The organism is Cupriavidus sp. YR651, assembly GCF_900101625.1.
Taxonomy (GTDB): domain Bacteria; phylum Pseudomonadota; class Gammaproteobacteria; order Burkholderiales; family Burkholderiaceae; genus Cupriavidus.
The window spans coordinates 695,558-720,777 of record NZ_FMYZ01000002.1; the positions used below are offsets into that span (position 1 = coordinate 695,558).

General features: G+C 58.0%; 23 protein-coding genes and 1 pseudogene. 14 read left to right on the forward strand and 10 right to left on the reverse strand.

All coding sequences use genetic code 11. From position 1 onward, the window contains the following. Positions 1-2: 2 nt before the first annotated feature. The 3 genes from BLR29_RS09365 (at position 3) to BLR29_RS09375 (ending at position 3,668) form a co-directional block, all read left to right on the forward strand. Entirely contained in the window at positions 3-938 is a 936-nt protein-coding gene (locus tag BLR29_RS09365) for an electron transfer flavoprotein subunit alpha/FixB family protein (protein WP_092136484.1), read from the forward strand. 102 nt (positions 939-1,040) lie between these two features. Then, positions 1,041-2,825: an acyl-CoA dehydrogenase gene (locus BLR29_RS09370; RefSeq protein WP_092136486.1), complete on the forward strand. Its 1,785-nt coding sequence runs from the start codon at positions 1,041-1,043 to the stop codon at positions 2,823-2,825. A gap of 342 nt (positions 2,826-3,167) precedes the next feature. Further along, on the forward strand, positions 3,168-3,668 hold the full coding sequence (locus tag BLR29_RS09375; protein ID WP_092136488.1) for an Ohr family peroxiredoxin: 501 nt from the start codon (positions 3,168-3,170) through the stop codon (positions 3,666-3,668). Between the two features lie 75 nt (positions 3,669-3,743). Here BLR29_RS09375 and BLR29_RS09380 read toward each other — a convergent pair whose 3' ends face one another. Together BLR29_RS09380 and BLR29_RS09385 are read right to left on the reverse strand one after the other, a co-directional pair. Next, positions 3,744-4,340: a J domain-containing protein gene (locus BLR29_RS09380; protein WP_092136490.1), complete on the reverse strand. Its 597-nt coding sequence runs from the start codon at positions 4,338-4,340 to the stop codon at positions 3,744-3,746. 187 nt (positions 4,341-4,527) lie between these two features. After that, entirely contained in the window at positions 4,528-5,106 is a 579-nt protein-coding gene (locus BLR29_RS09385) for a TetR/AcrR family transcriptional regulator (protein ID WP_176860903.1), read from the reverse strand. 181 nt (positions 5,107-5,287) lie between these two features. On the opposite strand from BLR29_RS09385, the gene BLR29_RS09390 reads away from it, so the two are divergent. Then, the gene (locus BLR29_RS09390) at positions 5,288-6,238 is read left to right on the forward strand and encodes a sterol desaturase family protein (RefSeq protein WP_092136494.1); all 951 of its coding nucleotides are present in this window, start codon (positions 5,288-5,290) and stop codon (positions 6,236-6,238) included. Positions 6,239-6,320: 82 nt separating this feature from the next. Here BLR29_RS09390 and BLR29_RS09395 read toward each other — a convergent pair whose 3' ends face one another. Further along, a complete protein-coding gene (locus BLR29_RS09395; RefSeq protein WP_092136496.1) occupies positions 6,321-7,625 on the reverse strand; it encodes a D-amino acid dehydrogenase in 1,305 nt (434 codons plus the stop codon). Between the two features lie 109 nt (positions 7,626-7,734). Between BLR29_RS09395 and BLR29_RS09400 the strand changes: the two genes are divergently transcribed. The 6 genes and pseudogenes from BLR29_RS09400 (at position 7,735) to BLR29_RS31875 (ending at position 15,018) form a co-directional block, all read left to right on the forward strand. Further along, on the forward strand, positions 7,735-8,250 hold the full coding sequence (locus tag BLR29_RS09400; RefSeq protein ID WP_092136498.1) for an Lrp/AsnC ligand binding domain-containing protein: 516 nt from the start codon (positions 7,735-7,737) through the stop codon (positions 8,248-8,250). Next, positions 8,247-8,603 (forward strand): annotated as a pseudogene (locus BLR29_RS09405) (radical SAM protein); the annotation flags it as partial. The gene BLR29_RS09400 and the pseudogene BLR29_RS09405, both read left to right, overlap by 4 nt. A gap of 394 nt (positions 8,604-8,997) precedes the next feature. Further along, positions 8,998-10,254, forward strand: a complete 1,257-nt coding sequence (locus BLR29_RS09410; protein ID WP_092136500.1) for a tyrosine-type recombinase/integrase — start codon at positions 8,998-9,000, stop codon at positions 10,252-10,254. Positions 10,255-10,538: 284 nt separating this feature from the next. After that, on the forward strand, positions 10,539-12,119 hold the full coding sequence (locus tag BLR29_RS31865) for a hypothetical protein (RefSeq protein WP_143018422.1): 1,581 nt from the start codon (positions 10,539-10,541) through the stop codon (positions 12,117-12,119). A 4-nt stretch (positions 12,120-12,123) separates the two neighbouring features. Next, positions 12,124-14,256 (forward strand): integrase, encoded by a 2,133-nt coding sequence (locus BLR29_RS31870; RefSeq protein WP_143018423.1) that lies wholly within the window; start codon positions 12,124-12,126, stop codon positions 14,254-14,256. A 246-nt stretch (positions 14,257-14,502) separates the two neighbouring features. After that, positions 14,503-15,018 (forward strand): hypothetical protein, encoded by a 516-nt coding sequence (locus BLR29_RS31875; RefSeq protein ID WP_143018424.1) that lies wholly within the window; start codon positions 14,503-14,505, stop codon positions 15,016-15,018. On the opposite strand, the gene BLR29_RS09425 is transcribed toward BLR29_RS31875, so the two are convergent. From BLR29_RS09425 to BLR29_RS09440, 4 genes are all read right to left on the reverse strand, one after another. Next, positions 14,966-15,436 carry a hypothetical protein gene (locus tag BLR29_RS09425; RefSeq protein ID WP_255371148.1) on the reverse strand — a complete coding sequence of 157 codons (471 nt, stop codon included), beginning with the start codon at positions 15,434-15,436 and terminating at the stop codon, positions 14,966-14,968. The two genes, BLR29_RS31875 and BLR29_RS09425, sit on opposite strands and share 53 nt — an antisense overlap. Positions 15,437-15,472: 36 nt before the next feature. Further along, complete coding sequence (locus BLR29_RS09430; RefSeq protein WP_092136507.1) at positions 15,473-15,802, reverse strand: hypothetical protein; 330 nt, start codon at positions 15,800-15,802, stop codon at positions 15,473-15,475. Further along, on the reverse strand, positions 15,789-16,133 hold the full coding sequence (locus BLR29_RS09435; RefSeq protein WP_092136509.1) for a helix-turn-helix domain-containing protein: 345 nt from the start codon (positions 16,131-16,133) through the stop codon (positions 15,789-15,791). Before BLR29_RS09435 ends, BLR29_RS09430 begins: the two co-directional genes overlap by 14 nt. 142 nt (positions 16,134-16,275) lie before the next feature. Next, the gene (locus BLR29_RS09440; RefSeq protein WP_092136511.1) at positions 16,276-16,704 is read right to left on the reverse strand and encodes a hypothetical protein; all 429 of its coding nucleotides are present in this window, start codon (positions 16,702-16,704) and stop codon (positions 16,276-16,278) included. A 161-nt stretch (positions 16,705-16,865) separates the two neighbouring features. On the opposite strand from BLR29_RS09440, the gene BLR29_RS09445 reads away from it, so the two are divergent. The 3 genes from BLR29_RS09445 (at position 16,866) to BLR29_RS09460 (ending at position 19,905) form a co-directional block, all read left to right on the forward strand. After that, on the forward strand, positions 16,866-17,189 hold the full coding sequence (locus tag BLR29_RS09445; protein ID WP_092136513.1) for a helix-turn-helix domain-containing protein: 324 nt from the start codon (positions 16,866-16,868) through the stop codon (positions 17,187-17,189). A 333-nt stretch (positions 17,190-17,522) separates the two neighbouring features. Next, complete coding sequence (locus tag BLR29_RS09450) at positions 17,523-18,104, forward strand: hypothetical protein (RefSeq protein WP_143018425.1); 582 nt, start codon at positions 17,523-17,525, stop codon at positions 18,102-18,104. A 1,168-nt stretch (positions 18,105-19,272) separates the two neighbouring features. Further along, positions 19,273-19,905: a hypothetical protein gene (locus BLR29_RS09460; RefSeq protein ID WP_255371149.1), complete on the forward strand. Its 633-nt coding sequence runs from the start codon at positions 19,273-19,275 to the stop codon at positions 19,903-19,905. Between the two features lie 175 nt (positions 19,906-20,080). On the opposite strand, the gene BLR29_RS09465 is transcribed toward BLR29_RS09460, so the two are convergent. Then, positions 20,081-20,530 (reverse strand): hypothetical protein, encoded by a 450-nt coding sequence (locus tag BLR29_RS09465; RefSeq protein WP_092136519.1) that lies wholly within the window; start codon positions 20,528-20,530, stop codon positions 20,081-20,083. A 429-nt stretch (positions 20,531-20,959) separates the two neighbouring features. Between BLR29_RS09465 and BLR29_RS33190 the strand changes: the two genes are divergently transcribed. Continuing rightward, positions 20,960-21,247 (forward strand): HAD domain-containing protein, encoded by a 288-nt coding sequence (locus BLR29_RS33190; RefSeq protein ID WP_176860904.1) that lies wholly within the window; start codon positions 20,960-20,962, stop codon positions 21,245-21,247. 249 nt (positions 21,248-21,496) lie between these two features. Here BLR29_RS33190 and BLR29_RS09475 read toward each other — a convergent pair whose 3' ends face one another. Both BLR29_RS09475 and BLR29_RS09480 read right to left on the reverse strand, forming a co-directional pair. Next, the gene (locus BLR29_RS09475; RefSeq protein ID WP_143018426.1) at positions 21,497-22,531 is read right to left on the reverse strand and encodes a hypothetical protein; all 1,035 of its coding nucleotides are present in this window, start codon (positions 22,529-22,531) and stop codon (positions 21,497-21,499) included. A 201-nt stretch (positions 22,532-22,732) separates the two neighbouring features. Next, entirely contained in the window at positions 22,733-25,054 is a 2,322-nt protein-coding gene (locus tag BLR29_RS09480) for an ATP-binding protein (RefSeq protein WP_092136525.1), read from the reverse strand. Positions 25,055-25,220 lie beyond the last annotated feature (166 nt).

Genomic DNA, 25,220 nt, shown 5'->3' on the forward strand with positions numbered 1-25,220 from the left:
ACATGACTGCACTCGTCATTGCTGAACACGACAATCAATCGATCAAGGCCGCCACGCTCAACACCGTGACGGCGGCTGCCCAATGCGGTGGCGATGTCCACGTGCTGGTGGCCGGCTCGAACGCCAAGGCTGCCGCCGATGCTGCCGCGAAGATCGCCGGCGTATCCAAGGTGCTGCTGGCCGACGCCGCCTACTTCGGCGACGGCCTCGCCGAGAACGTGGGCGAGCAGATCCTGGCCATCGCCAACGACTACTCGCACATCCTGGCCCCGGCGACTGCCTCGGGCAAGAACATCCTGCCGCGCGTGGCCGCCAAGCTGGACGTGGCCCAGCTGTCGGACATCACCAGGATCGATTCGCCTGACACGTTCGAGCGCCCGATCTACGCGGGCAACGCGATTGCCACCGTGAAGTCGTCGGACAAGATCAAGATCATCACCGTGCGTGGCACGGCGTTCGACCCGGCTGCCGCCGAAGGTGGCTCGGCTGCCGTCGAAGCGCTGCCGGCCGTGGCCGATGTGGGCATCTCGCAATTCGTGTCGCGCGAAGTGACCAAGAGCGACCGTCCGGAACTGACCGCCGCCAAGATCATCGTGTCCGGTGGCCGTGGCGTGGGTTCGGGCGAGAACTACACCAAGGTGTTGACCCCGCTGGCCGACAAGCTGGGCGCCGCCCTGGGCGCCTCGCGCGCCGCCGTGGACGCCGGTTTCGTGCCGAACGACTACCAGGTTGGCCAGACCGGCAAGATTGTGGCACCGCAGCTGTATATCGCCGTGGGTATCTCGGGCGCGATCCAGCATCTGGCCGGCATGAAGGACTCCAAGGTGATCGTCGCGATCAACAAGGACGCGGAAGCCCCGATCTTCTCGGTGGCGGACTACGGCCTCGTGGGTGACCTGAACACCGTGGTGCCGGAGCTGGTGGCCGCACTGGGCTGATGCCCGACCGGCCGGGGCAGACCCGGCCGGCAAGAACAAGAGAAATTGAGCCGTTCCGGGCGCGTCCCGCGAGCGGCTTTTTTACAAACTCTGGAGACATCGATGACCTACCGTGCACCGCTCAAGGACATGCTGTTCGTCATGAACGAACTGGCGAGCCTGGAAACCGTCAGTCAGTTGCCTGGCTATGAGGACGCCACGCCGGACACGGCGCAGGCTGTGCTGGAAGAAGCCGCCAAGTTCAACGAACAAGTGTTGGCGCCGCTGAACCGCATCGGCGACACGGACCCGAGCAGCTGGAAAGCCGGCGTCGTGACCACCACGCCGGGCTTCCGCGACGCCTTCCGCCAGTTTGGTGAAGGCGGCTGGCAGGGTGTGCTGCACCCGGTCGAGTTTGGCGGCCAGGGTCTGCCCAAGCTGGTGGCCACGCCGTGCAACGAGATGCTGAACACCGCGAACCTGTCGTTCGCACTGTGCCCGTTACTGACCGATGGCGCGATCGAAGCGCTGCTGACCGGCGGCACGGAAGCGCAACGGACAACGTTCCTGCCGAAGCTGATCTCGGGCGAATGGACCGGCACCATGAATCTGACCGAGCCCCAGGCCGGCTCGGACCTTGCCGCGGTGCGCACCCGCGCCGAACCGCAAGGCGACGGCACGTACAAGGTCTTCGGCACCAAGATTTTCATCACCTATGGCGAGCACGACATGGCGGACAACATCGTCCACCTCGTGCTGGCGCGCACGCCGAACGCGCCGGAAGGCGTGAAGGGTATCTCGCTGTTTATCGTGCCGAAGTTCCTCGTCAATGCGGACGGCAGCGTTGGCGAGCGCAACGACGTGCATTGCGTGTCGATCGAACACAAGCTCGGCATCAAGGCCAGCCCGACGGCCGTCCTGCAGTTCGGCGATCACGGCGGCGCCATCGGCACGCTGGTGGGCGAGGAGAATCGCGGGCTGGAGTACATGTTCATCATGATGAACTCCGCGCGCTTCTCGGTAGGCATGCAGGGCATCGCGGTGTCCGAGCGTGCCTATCAGCAAGCGGTGGCCTTCGCGCGCGAGCGCGTGCAGAGCCGCCCGGTCGATGGGTCGGCGCGCGAAGCCGTGACGATCATTCACCATCCGGACGTCAAACGCATGCTGATGACGATGCGGGCACTGATCGAAGGCGCGCGCTCGGTCGCCTACGTGGCCGCCGCCGCGTGCGACACCGCGCACCAGCATCCGGACGAGGCCGTGCGCAAGCAGAACCAGGCGTTCTACGAGTTCATGGTGCCAGTGGTGAAGGGCTGGAGCACGGAGCTGTCGATCGACGTGACGAGCCTGGGCGTGCAGGTGCACGGTGGCATGGGCTTTATCGAGGAAACCGGCGCTGCGCAGCACTATCGCGACGCCCGCATCCTGCCTATCTACGAAGGCACGACGGCGATCCAGGCCAACGACCTCGTCGGGCGCAAGACCTTGCGCGACGGTGGCGCCGTGGCACGCGCGATCTGCGCGCAGATCGCCGAAACCGAAGCTGCGCTGGGCAAGCACGGCGGCGCGGCATTCACTGCCGTGCAGGGGCAACTGAAGAAGGGCCGCGAGGCGCTGGAAGCCGTCGTGCGGTTTGTTGTCGACAACGCCAAGGGGGACCCCAACGCCGTGTTCGCGGGCAGCGTGCCGTACCTGAAGCTGTGCGGCATCGTCTTCTCCGGCTGGCAGTTCGGCCGCGCGATGCTGGCAGCGGATGCCCGGCGCGGTGAAGATCCGGCGTTCTACGATGCCAAGATCGCCACGGCGCATTTCTTCGGCCAGCACATCCTGTCGCAGGCATCGGCATTGCGTGACGCCATCGTCGACGGCGCCACGCCGGTCAATGCGCTGACGGCGGATCAGTTCTGACGTAAAGCCGTTCTCGCTTCAAAAGAAAACGAGGCAGTCATCGCGACTGCCTCGTTTTGCATCTGGCGTTTGATCTCGGAGCACGTGCCAGCGGAATTGGTGCCAAACCGGAAACACCGTGCATCCCTGGAAGGCCCTACCGTCACAATCGGAGGTCATCTAGGATTGACACGGGTTGTACCGTAGCCTTGCCAACATCGACGTGCGTCACGAAGATCGTCGTGACTGGGGGTACCGGCCCGATCGGCAGCAAAGGTCCAGGCGCAGCGCGCCCTGGCAAGTGAGGCTTCGACGAATGGATGACTGCGTCGGAGCGCTCGTCACTGAGCTCGAGAATGCAACATGGACAACGAGAAGCTGCAGCCTCCCCCACTTTCCCTCCTCGACAGGTATCGGGGCCGGGATTTTGAGCCACTGTACACAACGACCGTCACCGTTTCCGGCGGCGAGACCGGACACGGTCGGGCATCTGGCGTGGCCCGTTCCGATGACGGGAATCTTGTCGTGGATCTGCGGTTGCCCGAGGAGCTCGGAGGGCCCGGCAATGGGACCAATCCCGAGCAGTTGTTTGCCGCGGGCTTTGCCGCTTGCTTTCACGGCGCGCTGAACTTGCTTTGCAAGCGTGTCAACATGGAGAGCAACGATACCTCTGTGGAGGTGCAGGTGTCGTTCGGCCGTGACCCCATGGATGGAGGCTACGCATTGCTCATCGATGTCCGGGTCCGGGTGCCGGGCGTTGAACGCCACGTGGCGGAAGAGCTGGTTCGAAATGCCGAGCGCTTGTGCCCTTACGCAAAGATGGCCCGGCAAGGGACCGTCAATGTCGTGGCCGTTGTGGACTAAGAGGTGGCTTCAAACTGAAGCGAAATTGAAGCGAAGCGGTTCTGGTTCGGATATTCGGCATCGACATGCTCCGTGCTAGGAGCGGATGCCGAACAGGCCGTGCCAGAACGAATCGAAGGCGCCGGGGTGGCGCCTGGCTCGCGTCCCGTCGTCAGCGTTTGACGCCGCCGCGCCAGCGGACGCCTTGGCCTCAGCTGCATCCGCAGCCAGCTCACTGGCCCGCCGGGACTCCTGCAAGGCCCATACGCTGTCCGCGATGCGTCCCGCCAGTTCCGCCTCGCAATCCCGGCCGAGCAACACGCCGAAGAGGACGTCGCGATGGTGGCCCTCGCCGGCATATCGCATCGCGATCGCCACCATCTTCTCGTAGTGTTCCTGCTCGATGCGCTGGGCTTCGCGTTGCGCCTCGCGTTCCTGTTCTTCCTGCGCCGCGTGTTCAGCCTCCCAGCGTCGCATCTCCTGCTCGAATACCTCGTCGTAGACGCGGCGCTGTTCGGCATCGGAAAGGATGGAGTAGGCATCGCGGATTTCCTGGAACGCAGCATGCGCTTCCGCCTCGCGGCCAAGGTTGCGGTCGGGGTGCCACTTCATGGCCGCGCGGCGGTAGGCGCGCTTGATCTCGTCCAGAGTGGCGTCCGCGTGCACGCCGAGGGTCGTGTATAGGGTAATCATGAGCCGATGAGGCGACTGCGGGGGAGGGCGTTCATCCTAGCACGGGGTGACGTGGCGGCATGGCCGCCGCAGCGTCGAGGTGGTTCTGCACTGCAAAAAACGCACTGATGCGCACGTCGATGTTCGCGGCAAGTCCCTTCGCATTTGGCGCGTGCGCTTGACGCCATGCAGATCGACGAAGCCGCTTTTATCTGGCCGGCCGGCTGCCTGCGAGATAGCCGACCACGAGCCGGACCAGTGCATCTTCAAACGCCGGCTGGCTCAGCATGGCGACATCCTGCCGTAGCGCCGCACGCAGAACGCCCATCACGGCGCGCCCAAGCACGAAGGCCTGCATGGCGTCGAGCGGTTCGGCGTGCGCGTCCAGCGGCGCACGCCAGCCCAGGAGCAGGCCCTGCGTCATGGCGTCGATCTGGGCATCGATCGCGCCTGCCTGCCCGCTGCGCGCCATGATCTCAAGCATCTGCTCACGGGCCCGCATGCGGCCGCCGAAAGCGCCGAGGATGGCGCGCACGGCCATCCGGGCGCCCTGATGAGGTGCCGCATCCGTCGCCTGCGCAGCATCCGCGCGAGCCTGCATCTCGGTGCGCAGCCGCTCGAAGGTCTGTTTCATTTCGCGTTTTGCCAACGCCAGGAGCAAGGCTTCCTTGTTTGGAAAGTACTGATACAGCGTGCCGATGCTGATGCCGGCCAGCTCGGCGACGCGGTTCGTCGTGAAGCCCTGCAAACCGTCCTGCTCCAGGATGCGGATCGCCGCCTCGAACATGAGTCCAATCTTGTCCAGGGCGCGCTGCTGACTGGGCTGGCGCCGCGCAGGGCCTTGTTTGGCAACGTTTTTCTCTGGCATGAGGGTGGGCGGAGAAGGCGAGTACAAGAAACTGAGCTTTGTTCATATTATCGCCATACCGCTGCAATGCGCGACTCTTGTCGATCCGTCCCGAGACTTCATGGTCCCCTCGAAAATCTTGTTGTGGGCGCTGCCCGTCGTATTCCTGCTCTCGCTGGCCGAGGCGATCACGCTGACGCTCCGCGCGCGGTTCTCCGGCACCGAGCCGTTTGACTGGCGGGCCATGAGCGTCAGCCTGTTCGATCAACTCGTGCGGCATTTCATCCTGGCCGTCCCCATCTCGCTGGCCGCGCCGGTATTCGCCCTTGCCTGGCAACATCGCGTCGCGACGATCACGCTGGGGCCGTGGTGGACCTTTGCGGTGCTCTTCGTCGGGCAGGAGTTCTGCTATTACTGGTTCCACCGCGCCGCGCACCGTGTGCGCTGGTTCTGGGCCACGCATGCGGTCCACCATTCGCCGAATCAGCTGAATCTGTCGGCCGCGTATCGGCTGGGCTGGACCGGTCGGCTCACCGGCTCCACGGTGTTCTACACGCCGCTGGTCTGGCTGGGATTCGAGCCCCGGCTGGTGCTGACCATGCTGGCGCTGAATCTGCTGTACCAGTTCTGGATCCATGCCACCTGGATTCCGCGTCTGGGCTGGCTCGAGAAAATCCTCAACACGCCGTCCGCGCATCGCGTGCATCACGCGTCCAACCTGCGTTACCTGGATGCCAACTATGGTGGTGTGCTGATTCTGTTCGACCGGCTATTCGGAACGTACATCCCGGAAGACAAGAGCGAGCCGTGCATCTACGGCCTAGTCAAGCCGGTCACCAGCTATAACCCGCTGGTGGTGGAGCTGTCGCAATGGGTTGCGCTGGGCCGCGATTTGCTCGCGGCGCGATCGTTGCGGGAAGTCATCGGCCTGCTCTGCATGCCCCCGGGATGGCGCGCCAATGGCGAACACGAAACCACCGAAGCGTTGCGCGCCCGCGCCGGCCTCGCGGTCTCGACCCTGCCGGCGCCATCGCAGGCCGCGCTGGCGGAGGTGCAGCGGCTTCCGGGATAGTCTCCTCCGCGATTGCTCGACGGAGGTGGATAAGACAAAGGGCGACCCGCGGGTCGCCCTTTCTCGTTCCTGCTGTCGGCGGTCAGGCCGGCATCGGACGCGGCACGCCTTGCATGCGCGCCGGCTTGCGATAACGGTCGACCGAAAGGTCGTCGGCACGAATGGCCGGCCGCGTGCCGGAAACCAGGTCGGACAGCAGCTGGCCGGAGCCGCATGCCATCGTCCAGCCCAGCGTGCCGTGACCCGTGTTCAACCACAGGCCGCGAATGCCGGCAGGGCCGACCACTGGCGTGCCATCGGGCGTCATCGGGCGCAGGCCAGTCCAGAACGTGGCGCGGCTCACATCGCCCGCGCCTGGGAACAGGTCGGTCACCACATGTTCCAGGGTGCGGCGCTTGGCCGGATCCAGCGACCGGTCATAGCCGACGATCTGCGCCATGCCACCCACGCGGATGCGGTCGTCGAAGCGCGTAATGGCGACCTTGTACGTTTCGTCGAGCACCGTCGACACCGGGCTGCGCGACGCATCGGTCATCGGCACGGTGATGGAAAAACCCTTGAGCGGATACACCGGCAGGTTCGACAGGCCCGGCAGCACATGCTTCACGAACGGCGTGGACCAACTGCCCAGCGCCACCACGACGGCATCGGCGAACATCGGCTGGCCGGCCACCAGGGCGCCGGTCACGGCGTCGCCTTCGGTCAGCAGGCCGTCAATCGAACGGCCATAGAGGAACTGCACGCCGATGGATTCGGCCATGGCTGCCAGCCGCTGGGTAAACAGCTGGCAATCCCCGGTTTCATCATTCGGCAGGCGCAAACCACCGGCCAGCTTGTGGCCGACGGCGGCAAGCGCCGGTTCGCTCGCGGCGAGTTCCTCGCGCGAGAGCAACTCGTAGGGCACGCCTGCGTCCTTCAGCACGGCGATATCCTTGGCCGCGCCTTCCATCTGCTCGGCGGTGCGGAACACCTGGAGCGTGCCTTGCTGGCGGCCTTCGTAGGAAATACCGGTCTCGGCACGCAGCGCGCGAATGCAGTCGCGGCTGTATTCGGCCAGGCGAACCATGCGTTCCTTGTTGACCGCGTAGCGGTCGGCCGTGCAGTTCTGCAGCATTTGCCACATCCACTGCAGCTGGAACAGCGTGCCGTCAGGTTTGATGGAGAGAGGAGCGTGCTCCTGGAACATCCATTTGATGGCCTTGAGCGGGACCCCAGGGGCCGCCCACGGCGACGCGTAGCCCGGCGAGATCTGGCCGGCATTGGCAAAGCTGGTGCCGAGCGCGGGCGCTGCCTCGCGATCGACCACGATCACTTCGTGACCGGCTCGGGCCAGATACCAGGCACTGGTGACGCCGATGACGCCACTGCCAAGAACGAGAACGCGCATTTTCGGGGGCTCCCAACTGCAATGTCAGGGTAATAAAGGATTCGTATCTATACTATTGACTTCCAGGCAGTCATAGTTATCGAACTTATCTCGAAAACAGGAAAAAATCATGAGAACGAGTCGTCAGCCAGTACGGACCCTGGATCGACTGGATCGGAAAATCCTGACGGTGCTGCAGGCGGACGGACGGGTGTCGATGAAGGATCTGGCGGAGACCGTGGGACTGACCATCACGCCGTGCATCGAGCGCGTGAAGCGGCTGGAGCGCGACGGTGTCATCATGGGCTACTACGCACGACTGAATCCGGCGTTACTGGGCAGCGCGTTACTGGTGTTCGTCGAGATTTCGCTGGGCAACAAATCAGGCAACATGTTCGAGCAGTTCCGGCGCGAAGTACTGCGCATTCCGGAGGTGCTCGAGTGCCATCTGGTATCGGGTGATTTCGACTACCTGATCAAGGCGCGCATCCGCGAGATCGGCGAGTACCGCCGGCTGCTCGGCGATATCCTGCTGCAGCTGCCGGGCGCCGCGCAGTCGAAAAGCTATGTGGTGATGGAAGAGATCAAGGAGACACTGGCCATCTCGGTCGAAGAGAAAGAGCGGGGCCAGCAAGGCTTGGCATGAGCGAACAGCGGCGCGACCAGACACGCGAAGAGAGGGATCGGAGCGACCGCGACGACGACGGCCAGGGCCAGCGTCGACCAACGGCGGCCCGCAAGGGGCGAGGCGCGGTCAGCAACCTGCAGGGGCGCTTCGAACGCGATCAGCGCGAGGCGTTTGACGATGGCTGGGCGTCGGCCGACGAAGATGTCGTGCACACGGTTGAGGTTGCTGCGGGAGCGGATGCGATCGAGTCGCCGCCGGCCCGCCTGATCACGCAGGTGACCACGGAGCGAGCGCGCTCGATTCTTACGCGCAATGCATCGCCGGACATTCCGTTCGATGTTTCACTGAATCCCTACCGAGGGTGCGAGCACGTTATGTAGCCCCAAGAAGTGTTCACGGAAACAGTGAAATCCCTTGTGTGGCGGCCGCTCTCGGGGAAGTGCGCAACTTATTGCTCAAGTTGCCGCAATGTTCATGTCCTTGACTTTTGGTCTCTGCTGACTAGGCTCGTGCAGTACATGCTGCTCCAGAATGTTCAGCACTACGGAGGTCCCAAATGAGCAATGTGAACATTCCATCTGTGCTCAATGAGACTCACCGACGCATTCGATCGGACCACCCGTTGCGGCGGACTTAGGGCTCAAAGAAACCTAGCCTCACATGTACCGTGACGCAGTGGAATCACGTCTGCCATATTTTCGTCTCACGGAATTCTCAGGCTCCGACGGCGTGGCTTATGCGGTTCGAAAGACTTGGGAGCGTTCAATGAGCGAAGTCAGCGATTTTCTCGAAGGCGAGGTTGTCCTATTCACGCATGAAGGGGGCGAAGGGGAACTGAAACCCGGGCATCCATCCTTTTTCATCGAGACCGAGAATGCTGCCCATATTTTGGAAGAGATAACTCTCTTTTTGGCGAGGCACTTCGTTTATGCGGGTAGTACTCCCAGTCGTCATACATGGGCGGCGGCTGCTCAAGCCCTTAGGACATGGCTTCAATTTCTGCAGGCAATAGGAAGATTCTGGCGCGACGCGACTGCGCAAGACCGAATTGATTATCGTGAAGCCTATAAAATAGCATATTCACCCCGTACCGGTGAGCAATACGACGCAGGGACAATAAGCTCCCGGATGTCTATCATCCGGGAGCTTTACGTCTATGGACGTTCTTCCGGTTGGTATGATGGTGATATCGGCGAAAATGTAGAGCTAGTTCCTGAGCAGACGGGGAAAAGAGGTAAGGGCAGACTTACCGGACAAAAGGATCGGGACCTACCTAAAGCCAGAAAAAGTTCTGTCATCCACCCAATTTCCCCACTTCCATTGCAAGCGCTTCTTGCATTTGCAGGGCCTCGTGCGTCGCAGCCAGGAAACGATGCTCGGTCGCCTCGTGACAGGCTCACTATGGATTGCGGGTGGGCTGCGGGCCTAAGGGTAGGGGAAATTGCGAATCTCACTACCCTTCAGTTTCTCAGCCTATCCCCGGATCCCGAAGCGCTTTACGCCGACCTCCCGATAACAATCCTACGAAAGGGAGGTGTAAAGAAGATTGTCGCCATGCCCACGTGGTTAGTAATGGACATTCTGGCTTACATCGAAGGAGAGCGTGCGGCTTCTCTTCGAGCCGCAGAAGTGAGCGCGAGGAACGCCCCCATCACTCTCTTTTTGACGCACCCCGACAGCAATCGCGCCGGCCGCCGACTTTCAATTAGTCGCATGCAAGGCATGTTCGAGGAAGCTTGCCTGGCAACTGGTCTGGTGAAGCACTTCAAGTTCCGAGATGAAAATGGCGAAACTACTCAACGCATGCGAGCGCGACACTGCATTCACGACTTGCGGCACACCTATGCCGTTTATACCTACCATGCGGAAGTACTGAACGGCAATTCAGAGCCCTGGAAAAAGATCCAAGCTCAACTGGGCCACGAGAATTTGGAGACCACCATTCAGATTTACCTTGCCTATGTCGAGATCTTCAGCAAGAAGCCGGGCTTGATCAACGTTCGTAAAATGCTGGGCGTATGAAACAGGGCAGAAAGAATTCCGCGTCGGCAGTTGTTGCTCAAGCCAAGGCGCACGCCGAAAAGCAAGGGGAAGAAGGCGATGGGACTGGCGCGCTTCCGCTCGTTCGCGTCGAGCGGGCTGGGGATGCGACAGGAAAGGCACTCCTTCTAATAGTGATTCCCTCGGCCAAGAGGCCTGTCCCTCACAAATATGATGTGAGCTTCCTTCGTTCCTATCCATTGCTCTGTTCATTCTTCTTGGCAGGATTGATAGGGTATTTGCCCGCGCGTTCCCATAGGACGCGAATGCATGGAGTCGACGACCTAAAAGATGGGTTTTTCAAATTTCTTCACGAGTATTGCCCGACCGCAAGCCTGCGACCGGAAGATATAACCGATGAATTGTTGGTTGAATTTCGAACGTGGCTTACAAAGCAAAAAAGGGCAATAGATGGCAAGCCCTATCATCCCAAATATGTCGGAAGAAAACTAGGTGCCCTTCGGTCAATATTGGCAAGTCTTAGCACCGGCAAATGGGTTGCAATAGCCTGTTCAGTGGCGCAGAGGGTACCTTTCGGTCCGCAAGAAATAACCAAACACAACACGCCAATCGAGGTGTTAAGCGTCGACACCTTGGTCAACATCATACGTTCTTGCGAGAATGAGGTGTTGGCGTTCAAGGCTCGATGGGAGCAGGGCGAAATTCTTCTTCGGGAAGGGCGAGTAAAGATCTGTGCTGAAGATGTAGATCTCAAAGATCTGTCAGTATGTTTGGCGCTATTGGCAGATAAGTATCCTGGCGTTGTACCTAACGTTGGTGATTTTAAGAAGGAATTTCCAGAGCTTGGGCTGAGGGCGAAAAAGCATGGTATCGGAAAGTTGACATGCTATCTATATCCGTCTGCGCGGGACCTTATTCCGTTTGTCATTCTCCTGGCCGTTGTCACAGTATTTAATGCTGATACGGTGCGCAGCCTGAGATGGGATCACATAGATCGGGATGTGGACAATGCTGGCTCGCTCGCTATTTTAATTGTGGGCGAGAAGGCGCGTGCCAATGCCGATCCGGTACGCGTTCTAGACCCAAATCCAGGTGGCGATGGCCAGCTTGGTTTGGGCGAGCTTTTGGAAATCTTGGAGAAGGTTACTGCACGTATCCGTCGCTTTGCGAATGAGGAGGATGCAGAGGATCTTTTTCTTTATGTCCCAGAAACAAAAACTAAAAGGGTGGCCACTTTGATGGACAAAAATATAGGGCAGAGTGGAGTTAGTTGGACGAATGGTCTAAAGAATTTTATAAAGGATAGCAACCTGCCACATTTCGCGCTCGATCAAATCCGCCCCACGATAATAGATCTTGTGCAAATTTTTGGCGGAGGGCTTGAGGAGGCAAAGGCCATCGGTGATCACTCCAAAATCTACACAACGTGGATAAGTTATACGAGTGATGGCACAAAGAAGAAAAATAGGGAAAGCATAGGGATCGTAACCCTCCTCCGGGAGAGATGGTTTACCACAGCCGGGAGGATTGATCCACGCAAACTCTTGCCGTGGCAGGATAAGGGGGCGGCGACTCCTGGCTTTCTCTGCGCTGACCCATTTGATTCACCTCTCTCGAATCAGCGCGGAAACATTTTATGCAATGCTTATGGTGAATGCCCCGGGTGTCCTAACGCTGGAGCTTTACCTCTTGAATCTCTGTGTGTTGCGCATTATTTCGCGTTGCAAAAATCTATTTTTGAGAGCCGGTATCAAATGAGTCCAGAAACGTGGGTTCAGCGATGGGAACCGCAACTGATCGCACTGAATAATCTCTTGGGCGCCGTTCCGAGTGAGGTGGTTGAAGACTCGAAGAGTTTCAGTGTAACTCTGCCGATGGTGGGCTGATGTCATGAATGTAAAATACAAGCCGGAAAAAGTTGCGCCAAACGAAAGGTCTCAGAGCATTTATGATTTGAGCGATGATGAGTTAGGGGATTTCTGGGTAAGCGACTGTAGTCAGGTAAAAGACCTTGAATGGTTCTTCCCGAACCAGACGCCCGGAGCAAAGAAATCGAGCAGCACGCTGAATTGGGGGATGAAACTCTATGATGGGAGTCGCTTAAGCGATCCAGAGCATGCACAAAAGTTGTGCTGGGCCAAAATCGCGATGCTGACTCTATTGAAGGACCCTGAATACGGAGCCCCTCCCGCACCTGGAAGCATGCTTGCTTACCAGCAGGCATTCAAATGGTTGTTGTCCTGGATGTCTGAAATGGCCTATTTTCTGCCATCAGAACTCACTCCGTCTGTGGTGGAGCACTACATCGAGGATTTACCTCGATTTATCTTGGACTGCAACGAAGAGGAAGTGCTGACGATCTCTACGACCAGTCGTGCGCTAGACGCGCTGGCTGTGCTTTGGCAACAGCGTAAGCAACTCAAAAGATTCGGGATTGAGTCACTTCAAAGTGACCCGTTTTTTCAAAAAGGCGTAGCAACAGTCGCAGAGGATATATCGGGGCAAGGGGTGGGGTGGATTCCCCCACTTCCTGATGAAGTTGCTATCCCCATTTTCAACAAGGCTTTTTGGTTTGTGAGAGTGCCGGCCGAGGATATTTTGAAACTGGTTGAAGCTCACGAGGTAAGGACGGGGGAAAGTGCAGACGTTAGGTCAAAACGCATACGTCGGAGAATACTGAGTTTCAATTTTGCTCACGATGAAAGTAATGGTGGTCGGTGGCATAAAAGCATCGCAGATATTATTCCAAAGAGAGCTTCATACGATTTCACACCGACCCTCACTGTGAAACATCTAGTCCGGAATTTGGTTGGTGCCTGCGCAATCCTCCTGGGAGGGCTGTCGGGGATGCGAATTTCCGAGATGTGCGGTTTGGAGGTGGGTATCGACCCCAAGACTAAATTGCCTACTAATGTTCGTATAGAAACAGGTGCCTCTGGTTTGTACGAGTGGTTTGTGCTCAAATCGGTTGAGGCAAAGGGAAACAAGGGGATTTTGGTTGAGGTTGAGTGGGTGCTCGGGATGCGTCTGGCCGGTAGTAATGAGATACCGCCCGCAGTTCATGTATTGCAGTTGCTAAATCGACTTTTTTCGATTTGGCGGGAAACGGCAGGCTGCACCAAGCTGCTACTACAGTGCTGCCAAAAAAATTCGCTTGCTGTGCCGGGAAATGCGCTTGCAGGGATTCCTGCTGATGAGCTTAGGATGACGATGAAGGATTTCGTCGCTAACTGGGTGGATCTATCTAATCTCCCGGATGAGAGTAGGCATAAAACTTCGGATAACGACCTGATTCCTTGGCGGGAGACAAAAGGAAGAATATTGAGCACTTATATGCTCAGAAAAACATGGGCGAGTTTCACCCTGGCAGTTAACCCTCGTTTGCTTAGAGCGATACAGATGCAGTTTCACCATCTTCGCTCGGCTGTTACTGAAGTTAGCTATATCGGGAGCAATCCCCTGTTGGTCGAGTCTCTTGATTCGGTCGCGCGGCAGAAGCGAAATATGTGGATATATGAGATGGCGACCGGCCAGTTGGCGGCAAGCGGGAGGATGGGCAAGCAACTGTACGAGGCCTCAAAACATCTTCACGCGCATTGGACGAACTTGCCCACGGCGGAGCGGTGGAAGAGAATTGCCCGGTGGGCAGACGGAAACGAGATTAACTTTTTCTTCGCAGATCACAGTACATGCAATCCCATGCTGCGCAGTGAAATGCGGTGTCAGGATGTTGCTAAGACGCCTATTTGGCTGCGTGTTCGGCCGAATTTTCGGACGCGTGAGCCGGGCTTGTGTGCTGGCTGTGCGTGCGCAATAGTAGATCAGAGTCACGAGCCGTTTTGGGCCAACCGCTATGTGCAACACAAAGTGGCGATCTGGCGTGCTGAGCAACTCGGCACGACCGGCCAGTTCAAAGTGATACAGGCCCGTGCGGAGCAGGCGAAACGATTCCTGGCGTCTTTTGGAACAGATTTGGCTCCCCTGGATATTCTCGTCAGACAGCAAGTGGAGGGTGCCTCATGATCAAGCTTCGACGTGAGCGGCAAGCAGGACTCGACCCGATAGAGCAGGCATTTCGGGATGCGCTTCAGCGACTGATTGAGGGAGAGCCCAAGAACAAGAGGCTCAAAGAGTTGGCTTCGAAAGGAATTCTACGAATTAACTCTGCTAGCGTGGCGCTTGAGGCAGGTTACTCGCGTACGCTGATAGGAATGGACGGATGCCGATACCCAATCGTTCGTCAATTAACCATGCAGCGGAGGGCGCCTCATGACCAAGCTGCGACGTGAGCCGCCTGCAGACATGGACCCAATTGAGCAGGCATTCCGGGATGCGCTCCAGCGGCTGATTGATGGAAAGCCTAAGAATGAGAAGCTCAAGGAGTTGGCTTCGAAAGGAACGCTACGAATCAACCCTACCAATGTGGCGATTGAGGCAGGTCACTCGCGTACGCTGATAGGAATGGACGAATGTCGATACCCCATCGTTCGCCAGTTAATCAAGCAAGCCAAACAGGGCAAAAGCTCTCTCCCAACAACACACACCGAGCTTATACAGCGGCTGCGTGCCGACAAGGCTGAGCTTATTGTTCGGGTCAACCAGTACAAGGCTGAAGCGACCGCACACTACCTCGCGCGCGTAAAAGCCGAGAAGAGGGCGGACGTCGCAGAAGGTCGAGCGGCGCGTCTTCGCAGAACGCTGTCTGCGAAGGGCAACGTTACCCATATCGTTCCTAAGGACGCCTCCCGGCCTTCTGCGCCATCTGACGAACAATGGAGGGATTAGCCTCTCCTAGGTGCTTCACGTCGGCCGCATAGCCGTAGAGGCGGTGGAGCCCCAGCGCGATCGCTGCCGACCGAGAATACCCACCTTCACAGTGCACCACCACGGTCGCCACCTCTCCTGGCAGCTCCACGACGAACCTTAGAATCGCCACTGCGTGCTCCGGCCGGAACGAATCTGCGAGCTTCTCCTTCGCTCGAGCCGATAGCTCCGGGTTCATGAAATCCACATCGGCGAAGCTCAGCCGCAAAACCTGGTTGAATCCATCCAGGCTGGCCAACTGCCTCCCCGGCGCTGTCACGGAAATGACGGCCACCGACTCCAATCGCGGCAACTTCTCTGCGACATCCCGCGACACTGCCAGCACCTGGCGTTTTCCGTCCCTCGGCGGCTTATAGAGCTTGTCGATAGCATCCTTCAACTGAAGCGGCACTTCTATCCCTCCCTGGTTGCCCGCTCAGCCCTGCAGCAACGCTGCCAGTCTCCCGATGAGCCAATCCAGCTCATCCTCGGAGCACCAGCCTTTCTGCGACACTGATATCCGCAGCCTTCGAAGCGTCTTCTCCCGCGCCTGTCCTGGATGCCCCGTCTCGTCCTTCTGCGCAACTTGCAATAGCTGCTGCGCCAGGTCTTCGCAGATATCCCAACGCTCATAACGCTCTTCCTCGGTCTGACCGACGACGTATCGCCCGTCAATCCCTCGAACGCCGATTTTTGGCTGCACGCCAGTAACTACCGCGGGAATCGTGATGCGCGGGAAGTTCTCAGGCACGTCATTGAGGTTCATGTTTGATTTCCGGCTTCTTCGCCCGAGGCTTGCTCGCGCGCTGGCGAGGCTCAGCACCCCTGGTCATCATCAATGGATTGATGGTCGCAACTGGCCCAATCGTGGCGAACCACTCCTGCCTGCCCAACGCTCGAACGACGCAGACGAGCGTGTGTAACGACGAGCCGTTACCCAGCTCGAGGTTCCGCAACGCCCGCGTGCTGACGCCGGCGCGCTCAGCCAGGACGGCCTGTTCCAGATTGCAATTGATGCGTAGGCGCTTGAGACTGCTGCCAATCTCGTGTTCGAGCTCCTCAGGGGTGTACGACCGAGTCGGGTCTACTCGCGCCATGTCACTACCTTCTGGCGCAAAAATGTCTCTGCAACTACGGGCACATTTGTTCCGCTAGCAGCCGTTTCGACCTCACTACAGGCAACTTCTTGCCGGTTGAAGCAGAGGGAAAGGGTGGCTCGGTTCGGCATGTTGGTCGAGGCTACTCAGGCTTATGTGTGGCGTGGTACTTCGCCATCGTCCTGAGCGCGGCCACGAAGTATGTCTTCCCCGTTGCTGTGACGTCGTCGATGGTGCAGGTCACTTCTTCTTTGGTGGCGGTGAAACTCGCGCCGTGCGTCTGTGCGTATTCGAGGACGGCCAAGCGGCTCGTCGAGTCGCAAGGCGTCAGCTGTACATGGGCGTTATTCATCGAATAGACCCGAAGGCTACCTCTGCTGGCGTCGTACGCGGCAAAAGCCTTTGTGGGGTCGCCAATGATTTCGAGCTCATCCGTTATGCATAGCTGGTACATCAGCTCGAGCTCGTTCATCTGGTCGATGGCTTTGCCAAAGCTGTGCTTGGTAGTGGTCGTCGCCCCCTCGGGCCACTCATCGAGCAATGCGGCCAAGCCCTTGCGTATGTGTTCCATTTCAAAATCTCGTAGTCCGGAGGACCAATGTTGAGCCACGACCTCCCCTGGTCGGCGCGTTCCATGCGGGAGTGGCAGCTTCAGTAGTTTGCGAATACTCCATTTTGGGGTATTCCAAATCGGAGTGCAAGCTGGCCCGTTCGATTGCACTCGGACTAGTGATGAAGAAGACTATTCATGCGGAGGAGAACCGCCTGATGCTGGAGTTGCTTCGTGTCAAGCGGGAGGAGGCTAAGCTAACTCAGGTTGAGATTGCAAAGTCCTTAGGAGTGAGACAGGCGTTCGTCAGCAAGTGCGAGCTGGGGCAGCGCCGGATGGATGTGATCGAACTCCGGGAATGGTGCATAGCTTTGGGAACATCGGTAAGCGCGTTCATGGACGAGCTCGAATCTACGTTGCTCGCTTTCGAGGACACCGTTGCTGCGCTTGCTTCACAGAAGAAGCCGAAGCGGAAAGCGAAGCTGCCGACAACCGGTGGGCACTGAATTCCGAGCACGACTCGCACCAGTACGTTTTTACGATATACGTTTCGACAAGGCGCTCCGATCAAGCCGCGTGCGTGTCCACGCCGGAGGTCGGAAATTTTCGTTCATCAGGTGAGCGAGAGAATGGCACGGCTTTACGCCTATTCTTCGGGAGCGTTTCAGGCGCTTTCGGTCCGCAGATGCGCATTTTCGGCAGCCTCGCGTCGTTCATGAAGCTTTCGCGCACCTACACTCCTATGTAGGCCACGCGCCTGCGCGAACTGCGCGCCCGCAGCTTCGCAATCTCCGACCTGGTAGCAGCTTCAGCGCGTCCCGGTCGCCTCTGCGAAACACGTGAAACGACTCAATGACTTAGGCGGCAACGTGCATGCCGTCGGTACCATGGACTTCTTCGCTCGATACTGGCGCAAGCCGGAGATGCCGGCGGAAGGTCTTCCTAGCTACGCAATGGCATTGACGTGCCCAGTGACAGCTTCAGCCCTGGCCAGCCTGCCCGAGAGCCTCTCGCCGGCGACAATCTCCTTCGAGAGCGTGGAGCTCGGCGGGCATCCGATCATTGCGATTAAATTGGTCCTCGCTGGCTTGGAGATTGTCTGGCTCGCCGACGCGGAGGACGCAGACAACTGGATGGGCATCGAGTTCTGGAGAAAGTGGCAGGTCGTGCCCATCGTGCTTGGCGTGGAAGAGCAGGGCGAGAAGAGTTATCGATTCTTCCTTCCGGCGATGAGCTCGGACGTGCGCCCATCCGGTGATTTACTGGGCTGGGCCGACGGTTGGGGTGACATGGAGCCATGGACGAGCATGGCTGCGTACTGCAAGGCCCATGGCGCAGCGTTTCCGGTTGTGTCTACACGGGTTCCGGCGCTTCCGCGTCCCGCCGGCTTCGGAGCTCTTAAGTATCTGGGCATGGATTAGGTGTGCGGGTCTCAATTGAGTCGGGCGGGGATTGCGGTCCTGCTACATGTCCAGGTAGGTATCACGACTGGTCTCGCCCGAAGGGCCCGCCAGCATTCTCTTGGTAAGAGCGCGCCCTCCATTGCGTGCCAGTCTAGTTGCGGTATCACGCGGTATCACTAGTTTTGAAACTTCTCAAAACGGATGACACCTCGTGATACCTCGGGCGTGGTTTTTCTTATTTACGCCGCGGGAGTGCGCTGAGGATACCTGCTGTCCCTATACTCAGGATGCAACAGACATCGACCACCTACCTCGACGCTCACGACCTTGCAGCTGTTCTCAAGGTCACTCCCGCCACAATCCTCCGCCGCTCCAAACGACGGCCTCATACGTTGCCTGCGCCCGCTTACCTCGGGCCGCGCTTTCCACTTCGCTGGCGTCGGACAGACGTAGACGTTTGGCTTGATGTTCGCCGTGCGAGTGCTTAAACAGTCATAAAACGTGAGTATCCGCTCAAGTATCCGCTCATTTCGGCTGGAATCCGCTCATTTTGAGCGGATTCGGGGTCTGTACATGAGCGAATTGGACCCGGACGTCGGCCCTGGCAGCCCATCTTTCGGCTCGCCGCAGCGGCGCGATTACAGGTTTATCGCCCGATGCAATGAGTGTTGCCGTCGGCTCCAACATCACTGCCGCCATCATCCTCCGCCGTGTCCGAGGTCACCCCCATACTTTGCCGCCGCCGCGCATCTCGGCCCTCCCTTTTCGCTTCGTGGGAGACGGGCGGACATCGACTCTTGGCTGACTGAGCGAGGTGCTTCCTGATAAGCAGAGCAGCGCAGAAGGGGCGCGACCCGCAGAAACTTCGCAAATTAGAGGAATTCTTCAAATTTGAAATTCTCTGCCTAATCCAAACCAGTTTTTTCAGCGAGCTTCGAGGCGCCTCACGAACGGCTCGTTTGGGCTCTTTTCCCCGCGAATTTCACGCCGTAACATGCGGCCATTCGCAGCTGGAAACCCTCCGCATCCGGATGATTCCGGGTCATGTCAGATGCAGGAGTTTTGGCGCTATACGGGATTGCAGATCGCAGAAGCCCACGACGGTGCATGGCGCCACGTGGACCTCATCTGCCGCGTTCGACTAGAGCGCGCAATCCTTGGTCATAACTTCAGCAGGACATTGGAAATGGATATTAACTACTTCGTGGGCCCGAATCGGATGCCCATCGCTTTACTGCGCGCACTGGACGAAGTGGGCGCCCCGTTCAGGCAAGCGCGAGGTTTGCCGGGCGACATGCCCGCACTTACGTGCGCGATCCCGAAGGAAAAACGACACCTCTTGGGCTCGACGTATGAAAAGTCAACCCTCGGGTTCGGGTTCATCGACCTTGATGAGCGGCGCAAGCTGCAGACGCTTCGCTTCCAGATGGGAGATTTGCAGTTCTACTTCGTGGCAGACATGCTCGACGCAACGATGTGGGAGGCAATCGACGTGTGGCGAACGGTGGGACGTCTTCCGTTCCTGTTCTACGTCGAAGAAGGGGACTCGTGGGACGCGTCGTTCGTTGTTGTCGATGCGATTACAGGTCCGCTGCGGAATGAAGCATTTAGGGGCACCCCGGACGCGGTACCGAGCGCTAGTACCCTATACGAGTTGTTTGATTTGGTTTCAAGCGGACAACTGCAAGAGGCCGCGACCTCCGACATCCCCGGGGTGCCACTTCGTCATGTTTTTGTGAACGCGATGTCAACCTATTCGATGGTCCAGGCCCTCATGCCGGACAGGACAGCTAAGCTGGAGGCAAGAAGGTACGTTTAAGAACTCTCAAGTGCGCGACCCATGTGGTTGCGCATTTTTTGCGCGGTGCACTACTACACAAAAAGTCTCACCTCAAGCCTGAACCGTCAGCGAGCAAAGGCACTGAGGCGGCCCATTGCGGCGGGCGCACCTTCCGCCTCTTCCGATGTCTTGGGATTCGGCAGCAACCGTTGGGCTATCGCCGGCCGGCCATGAAGGCAAGCCAGTCCGACGCGTACGCGCATTGCATTGGCTCGGGGTCTTCTTCGATAACTGGACAACCCGAAAACTCAATGCGCTTGCGAAAGAACGTGGCCGCCGGCTCAGGGATCTCAGAAAGCCGAACGTAGCTGGTGTTTCCAGATTGGTGAATGGGGACACCCACAGCCTCAGGTCGCGGTGGCAACTCTTCGGTCCCAGTTAGTCCTACTGCCAGCGCACGAGCTACTAAATCAAAAACAGATGATGCGTAGCGGGGGTAGGCGCGCAAAGTTTGCTTCACCCTATCGCCAAAGGGAAGCTCGTTCAGTTGCACGGAGTAGTCGGACATTGCGCTGTGCTCAAGCCTGCCGATGTATGCCGTTGCAATCTGCCTTCCTGAGTCGTCGCGCCCCGGTCGAACTACTTCTACAGTGACTTTAAGCATGATGATGAACGTCGTTACAGCGACTCTCTTGCGAGACAGTGGAAGCGCAGTGTATTGCGATTACAGCGGGGGTAGGGAAGTCTTCGCGTAACCGGCACGATCTTGCCGGTTAGTCCGGGCCAGCTTGAAGATGATTTCCAATCATGGCTTGGCCTTGATAATCTCCATCGCAACGCGAGGAGAAAGACCATGTTTGGCGGGAAGTATCGGCACATCCATTCGAACGACTGCATGCTGAAGCCAAGGCGGCTGTCATGATGGCAGAGATGTCCGTCACGCAGCTGCACATGCTCTACTTGGGTTTCGATGGATCGCGCCATCCCGAGGGGGTCTACCGGACCCCCAACGGCATTGAGCTGTTGCGCCATCCCCGGTACAGTTTGTTCGAACACGTGCCACTGCTAGAAGAAGTTCTAGCTCCGTACCCTGATGTCCCGGATTGTCCTATCGACGTCGTGGCAACCGCTTGAAGGTGGTTATGAGTATGAAAAATCGCGGCCCTCTAAAAGCCCCAACGCGCGGTGCATGGGTGGCACCTTCGACCGGCACGTAACGCGGAAGGCATGGTTCGAAAGCATGTCACGGCCGGACCAAGTCCTTCTCGATGTCTGCCAGTGGATTGCTGTCGATGATTCGCCGGACAAGTGGCCGTCCTGGACGCTTTCTCACACAGTGCGTACCGACGCCGTGCTTGGCATTGCAGCGCCATCAGCTTAGCGAGTTTTCGCTTTGCGTCAGATGAGACTCGATACTGAGCAATACTCGACCGTGTCAACAGAGTGAAGAAGATGGGCATCAGGACAGCCGTGATGTATCCGATCATCCTGTCATGCCCACTTTCCATCACCGCGGACAGGGCTGGATAGAGACTGCCTGCCAGGAGAACAATCAAGATCCAGCGTCTAGATTTCGTTGTGAAGCGTGATAGTGCTTGCATTGGATTGGTTGAGGCCGTGAGCGAAGGGGCTAGCGTCTCTTCGTCGATGTGGGCTGCGTCTCCTTCGCGGATGAAGGCGTGCTGGCCGACTGGATGGCGCGTGCCTGCTGGTCGAGAAATCTTTGCTGCATGGCGAGTTGCTCGCGAAGGATGGACTCGACCCGCTGCTGTTGCGCCCCGTTATCTCGATCCATCTCTATTGCCACCCAGAGCTGAATACCGGTGGCGAAGACCGTCACCACCACGGATGCAACGACAGCCCATTTGGTCCACCAAAGGCTCCTCGCCGCTTGGGCGACCGTCTCCTTTGCCCCCTTCTGGTCGTCCTCCACCTTCTTGAACCAGGCCGGCAGTACCTCCTTGACCATCGTCTCATTCAGCCCCGCGACTACGTCGACCAGCGCATTCATCTTTTGCAGCGTCTCGCGGCTGTTTGCAGCGTTCTCAAGCGTCGCTCGCCCGAGCGGCATTTCCTCGGGTCTTGAGATACGAGGAACTATGAGATCGGCAGTCCTCGGTCTGACAGGATCGCTCGGGATACCACGGCCTAGGTCAACCTCCGTCGGCAGCTTAAGTCCGCTCCATGCTTTGGCGGCGCCGCCAAGGTCGGGAAGTTTGTCGAGTTGCTCGCGAAAGCCGCTCGCCGCTGATCGGATGTTTGCAAGCCCGTCAAGGCTACCTTGTAGCTTCTTGAGCGTATCTCCTGCAAGGAAGCTGTAGCCCGCCCCGATTTGCATCTTGTCGAATATGGCCCGGAGGCGCTCAGTCTCCTCACCTTTCTGTTTAATAAGCAACTCGCCGAACGCCGTCATGTCGGCGTCCGGTGGCAGATCGTCCCAGTCATTACGCTTGGTCAGAACCGTTGCCAGCATCGACAAGTCTTCCGGAAGCAGCGCCACCATGTCGCGATCGTCCAGTGGACTGGCGTCTTCCCTATCGGGATTGCGGTTTGTAAGCAGTCGGATCGCTGTGCTGCCTACTAGCGGAGCTTCCTTGTCATCGAGCGACGACCATTCTCTCCAGGTTGGAGCTCTGACATACAGTGTCCCAATGGATGTTTCCACGGCGGACTTCTTTGGGATGAGGTCATCAAGCTTAAGCTGTTGCTTGCCTGGCCGATTCGGTTCGTCAGGCGGAATAGGGGGAGTTTCTGCTGTCATGACGGAACGTTTATGAACACAAGAACCTGGAGCCTGAGTGCTCGATAGCCGGGACTCAACGCATGCTGGGTACTGGGTGAGGCGGAATGCGATGGCAAATCGAAGCTAGATGATCTTCATCATCGCCTCGAAATGATCCTTGTCGTTGGTCTGGATGAGGCCAAGCAAGTCCGTGAGCACGGCGGGAGCCTCGGACAGCACCGACAGGTCGTGGTCAGCTTCGACCTGTTCCATATGCGAGTGGGTGTGTAAGAACCGCACGACTCTCGCCTTCGCTGCGGCGTCGCCCTGCAATGCATCAATCTGCTGCCCGAGATTCCCAGCGCGACCAGGGACTCGGAACGACAAGAACGATTCAAGCAAACGCCGAGCAATATTGGGTAGACCGTACACTTCAGCGAGACTCTTTGGTGCAGCCGCTTTGGAGCCGTCACTCACGCACCGGAAAAGGTAGTGATACTCCGACTCGTATTCATGCAAGAGCGGATCCAGCGTACGGAGGGTGGCACCCCGTTGTCCGTCTTCTATCGTCGGTGCGAGCATATAGAAGTGTGTGTCCTTGGACTTCGCGGGCTCGTACGGTTTGTTGTTGATCTTCCCTGCATAGTTGAACCAATTCTTAACTTGCCGGAAGAAGCTAAAGTTGTGGGTAAGGATGAAGATCTGCTTTGCGTCCTTCGTACGCGTCTTCATGTAGCCGAAGGCGCAGTACAGCGAATTCGCGTCTAGGCTCGATACCGGGTCGTCGATGACCACGATGCCGTTCTTGATGTCGAACGTCGCATCACTCAGCGTCTTCAAGAAATACATGAAGGCTATCGCCGTCCGCTCCCCGTCACTCAAATGCATGGCCGGCAGAGCGCCCCGCATGATGGTGTAACCCGTATCCCTCACCTCAAAGCGAAGCTCGTCTCTTCCTAGATAGGCAGCCATCTCACGGTTGAGCTCTTCGGCGGGCTTGAGATGCTGTCGAATCTCGCGCTGGAGATTCCGCACCTGGCCAGCAATTGGTTCGAGCCTGACGCTCTCTACGTCCAGCAAAACTCTTAGGTCGGAGATAGACGTAGTCCGAGAACCCCATTCTTCCAGCGTCTTGACGCCTTCATCGATTTCCAGGGCTGCTCGGGCGGCTGCGGCGGCTACGTCAAAATTGTCGGTGTGAGTGTTGTGTTTCTGGACCACATTCAGTAGTCGCTGCACTGCCGAGAAACCCGACAACGCCCCGATTGCTGTTACGCCATTGAATATCAGTTCAATGAACTTCGCGAGCCCGGAATCTGTGGGGAAGTCGAATCTCGGAAGATAGTCCGTGAGATTGAGCGAGCGGAAGGGCTGTTTGAGTTTTTCCTCAAGGGCACTTTGAACTCCCTTGAGATACATCTCAACACTCAAAGACTGGGTCTTCAGTTGCCCAATGGCGGCATCGAACTCCGAATGGAGATGAGGATAGAGTGCTGACCGCTCTGGGATGGTCTTTGCCAAAGCCTCGCTGCGAATCGAACCAACCGTTTCGATGAGGATTTGAAGGCGCTCCTGATGTGCCTTGAAATTGTCGTTGAAGTGTGCGGCGAGAGTCTTTAGTCGAAGAAGCGGCAGCGGCTGATCACAGAATTTGCAGTGCGTCGCGTCTTCGCTATGCAAGTGAACACCTTCTTCGACCCAGTCTGCAAGCTCTGGAGCTCGAACGAGTTCCTCGATGGTACTTGAGACAACTGTGACCCGAAGTTCTTCAATAACTGCTTGCGTGAGTTCGGGGAGTTGGATATTTCCAGATGTAGGTTGGGGCAGCTTGGGCATCTGCGTGCCCTTAATAGCATCCTCTAGCCGTTTGCGTTCCGCATCGTCCAACTGCGCGGTCGCGGACTTTTTGCCAGCTACGCGACGCATCAATTCCTTGAACTTCGGCGCTTCGTAGTTGTTGTAACGCGCATCACCGAGAAGGAGGTTCCGAATGCTACGGGCTTGGTTGGTGCAGAAGCTATTGAAGTCAGCTGTAGTCGTCTCTAGCTGCTTGGAAATCGAAGTGACCCGTTTCCGGAGGTCGTCTTGAAGCTGTAGCAGATCAGTGACCTGCTTCTGTTTGTTTGTGCTGTCCTCTCCCAAATAGAAAACAGGAGGTAGTTCATGCCCAGGCACTTCGAAGACGTTTCGATCGACGAAATCTCGGTTGAAGACCCTGATGGGAGGTGACGTGGCCACTCCGAAGTCTGCCCCCTTTAGCGCACCGCTTTCCAACAGCAGCTCCACGTAGGCCGCATCGGGTGTCTCGCCCCGCTGGAGAAATCGAAATAGGGTGGATAGAGAGGTCTTACCTGCGCCGTTCCAGCCATAGATGAGGTTGTAGCGACCAAAGTCTGGAAGCTCGTTCCACTTGAAGTTCCTGAAGATTCGGTAACCTTGAAGTTTCGTAATCTGCTTGATTGCCATGCCTCTCGCCTTTCTCTGGACGATTCGCGCCGAATGGGTACCCGTTTGAACGAAATACATTCTACGCCGAATGTATCAATTTCAACGTCAAGAGAATTTTAGGTAATTTTTCTCCGCTGTTGAAATGCAGCCTGAGACAGTTAAGCTATTGCGCCACCTTAAGTTG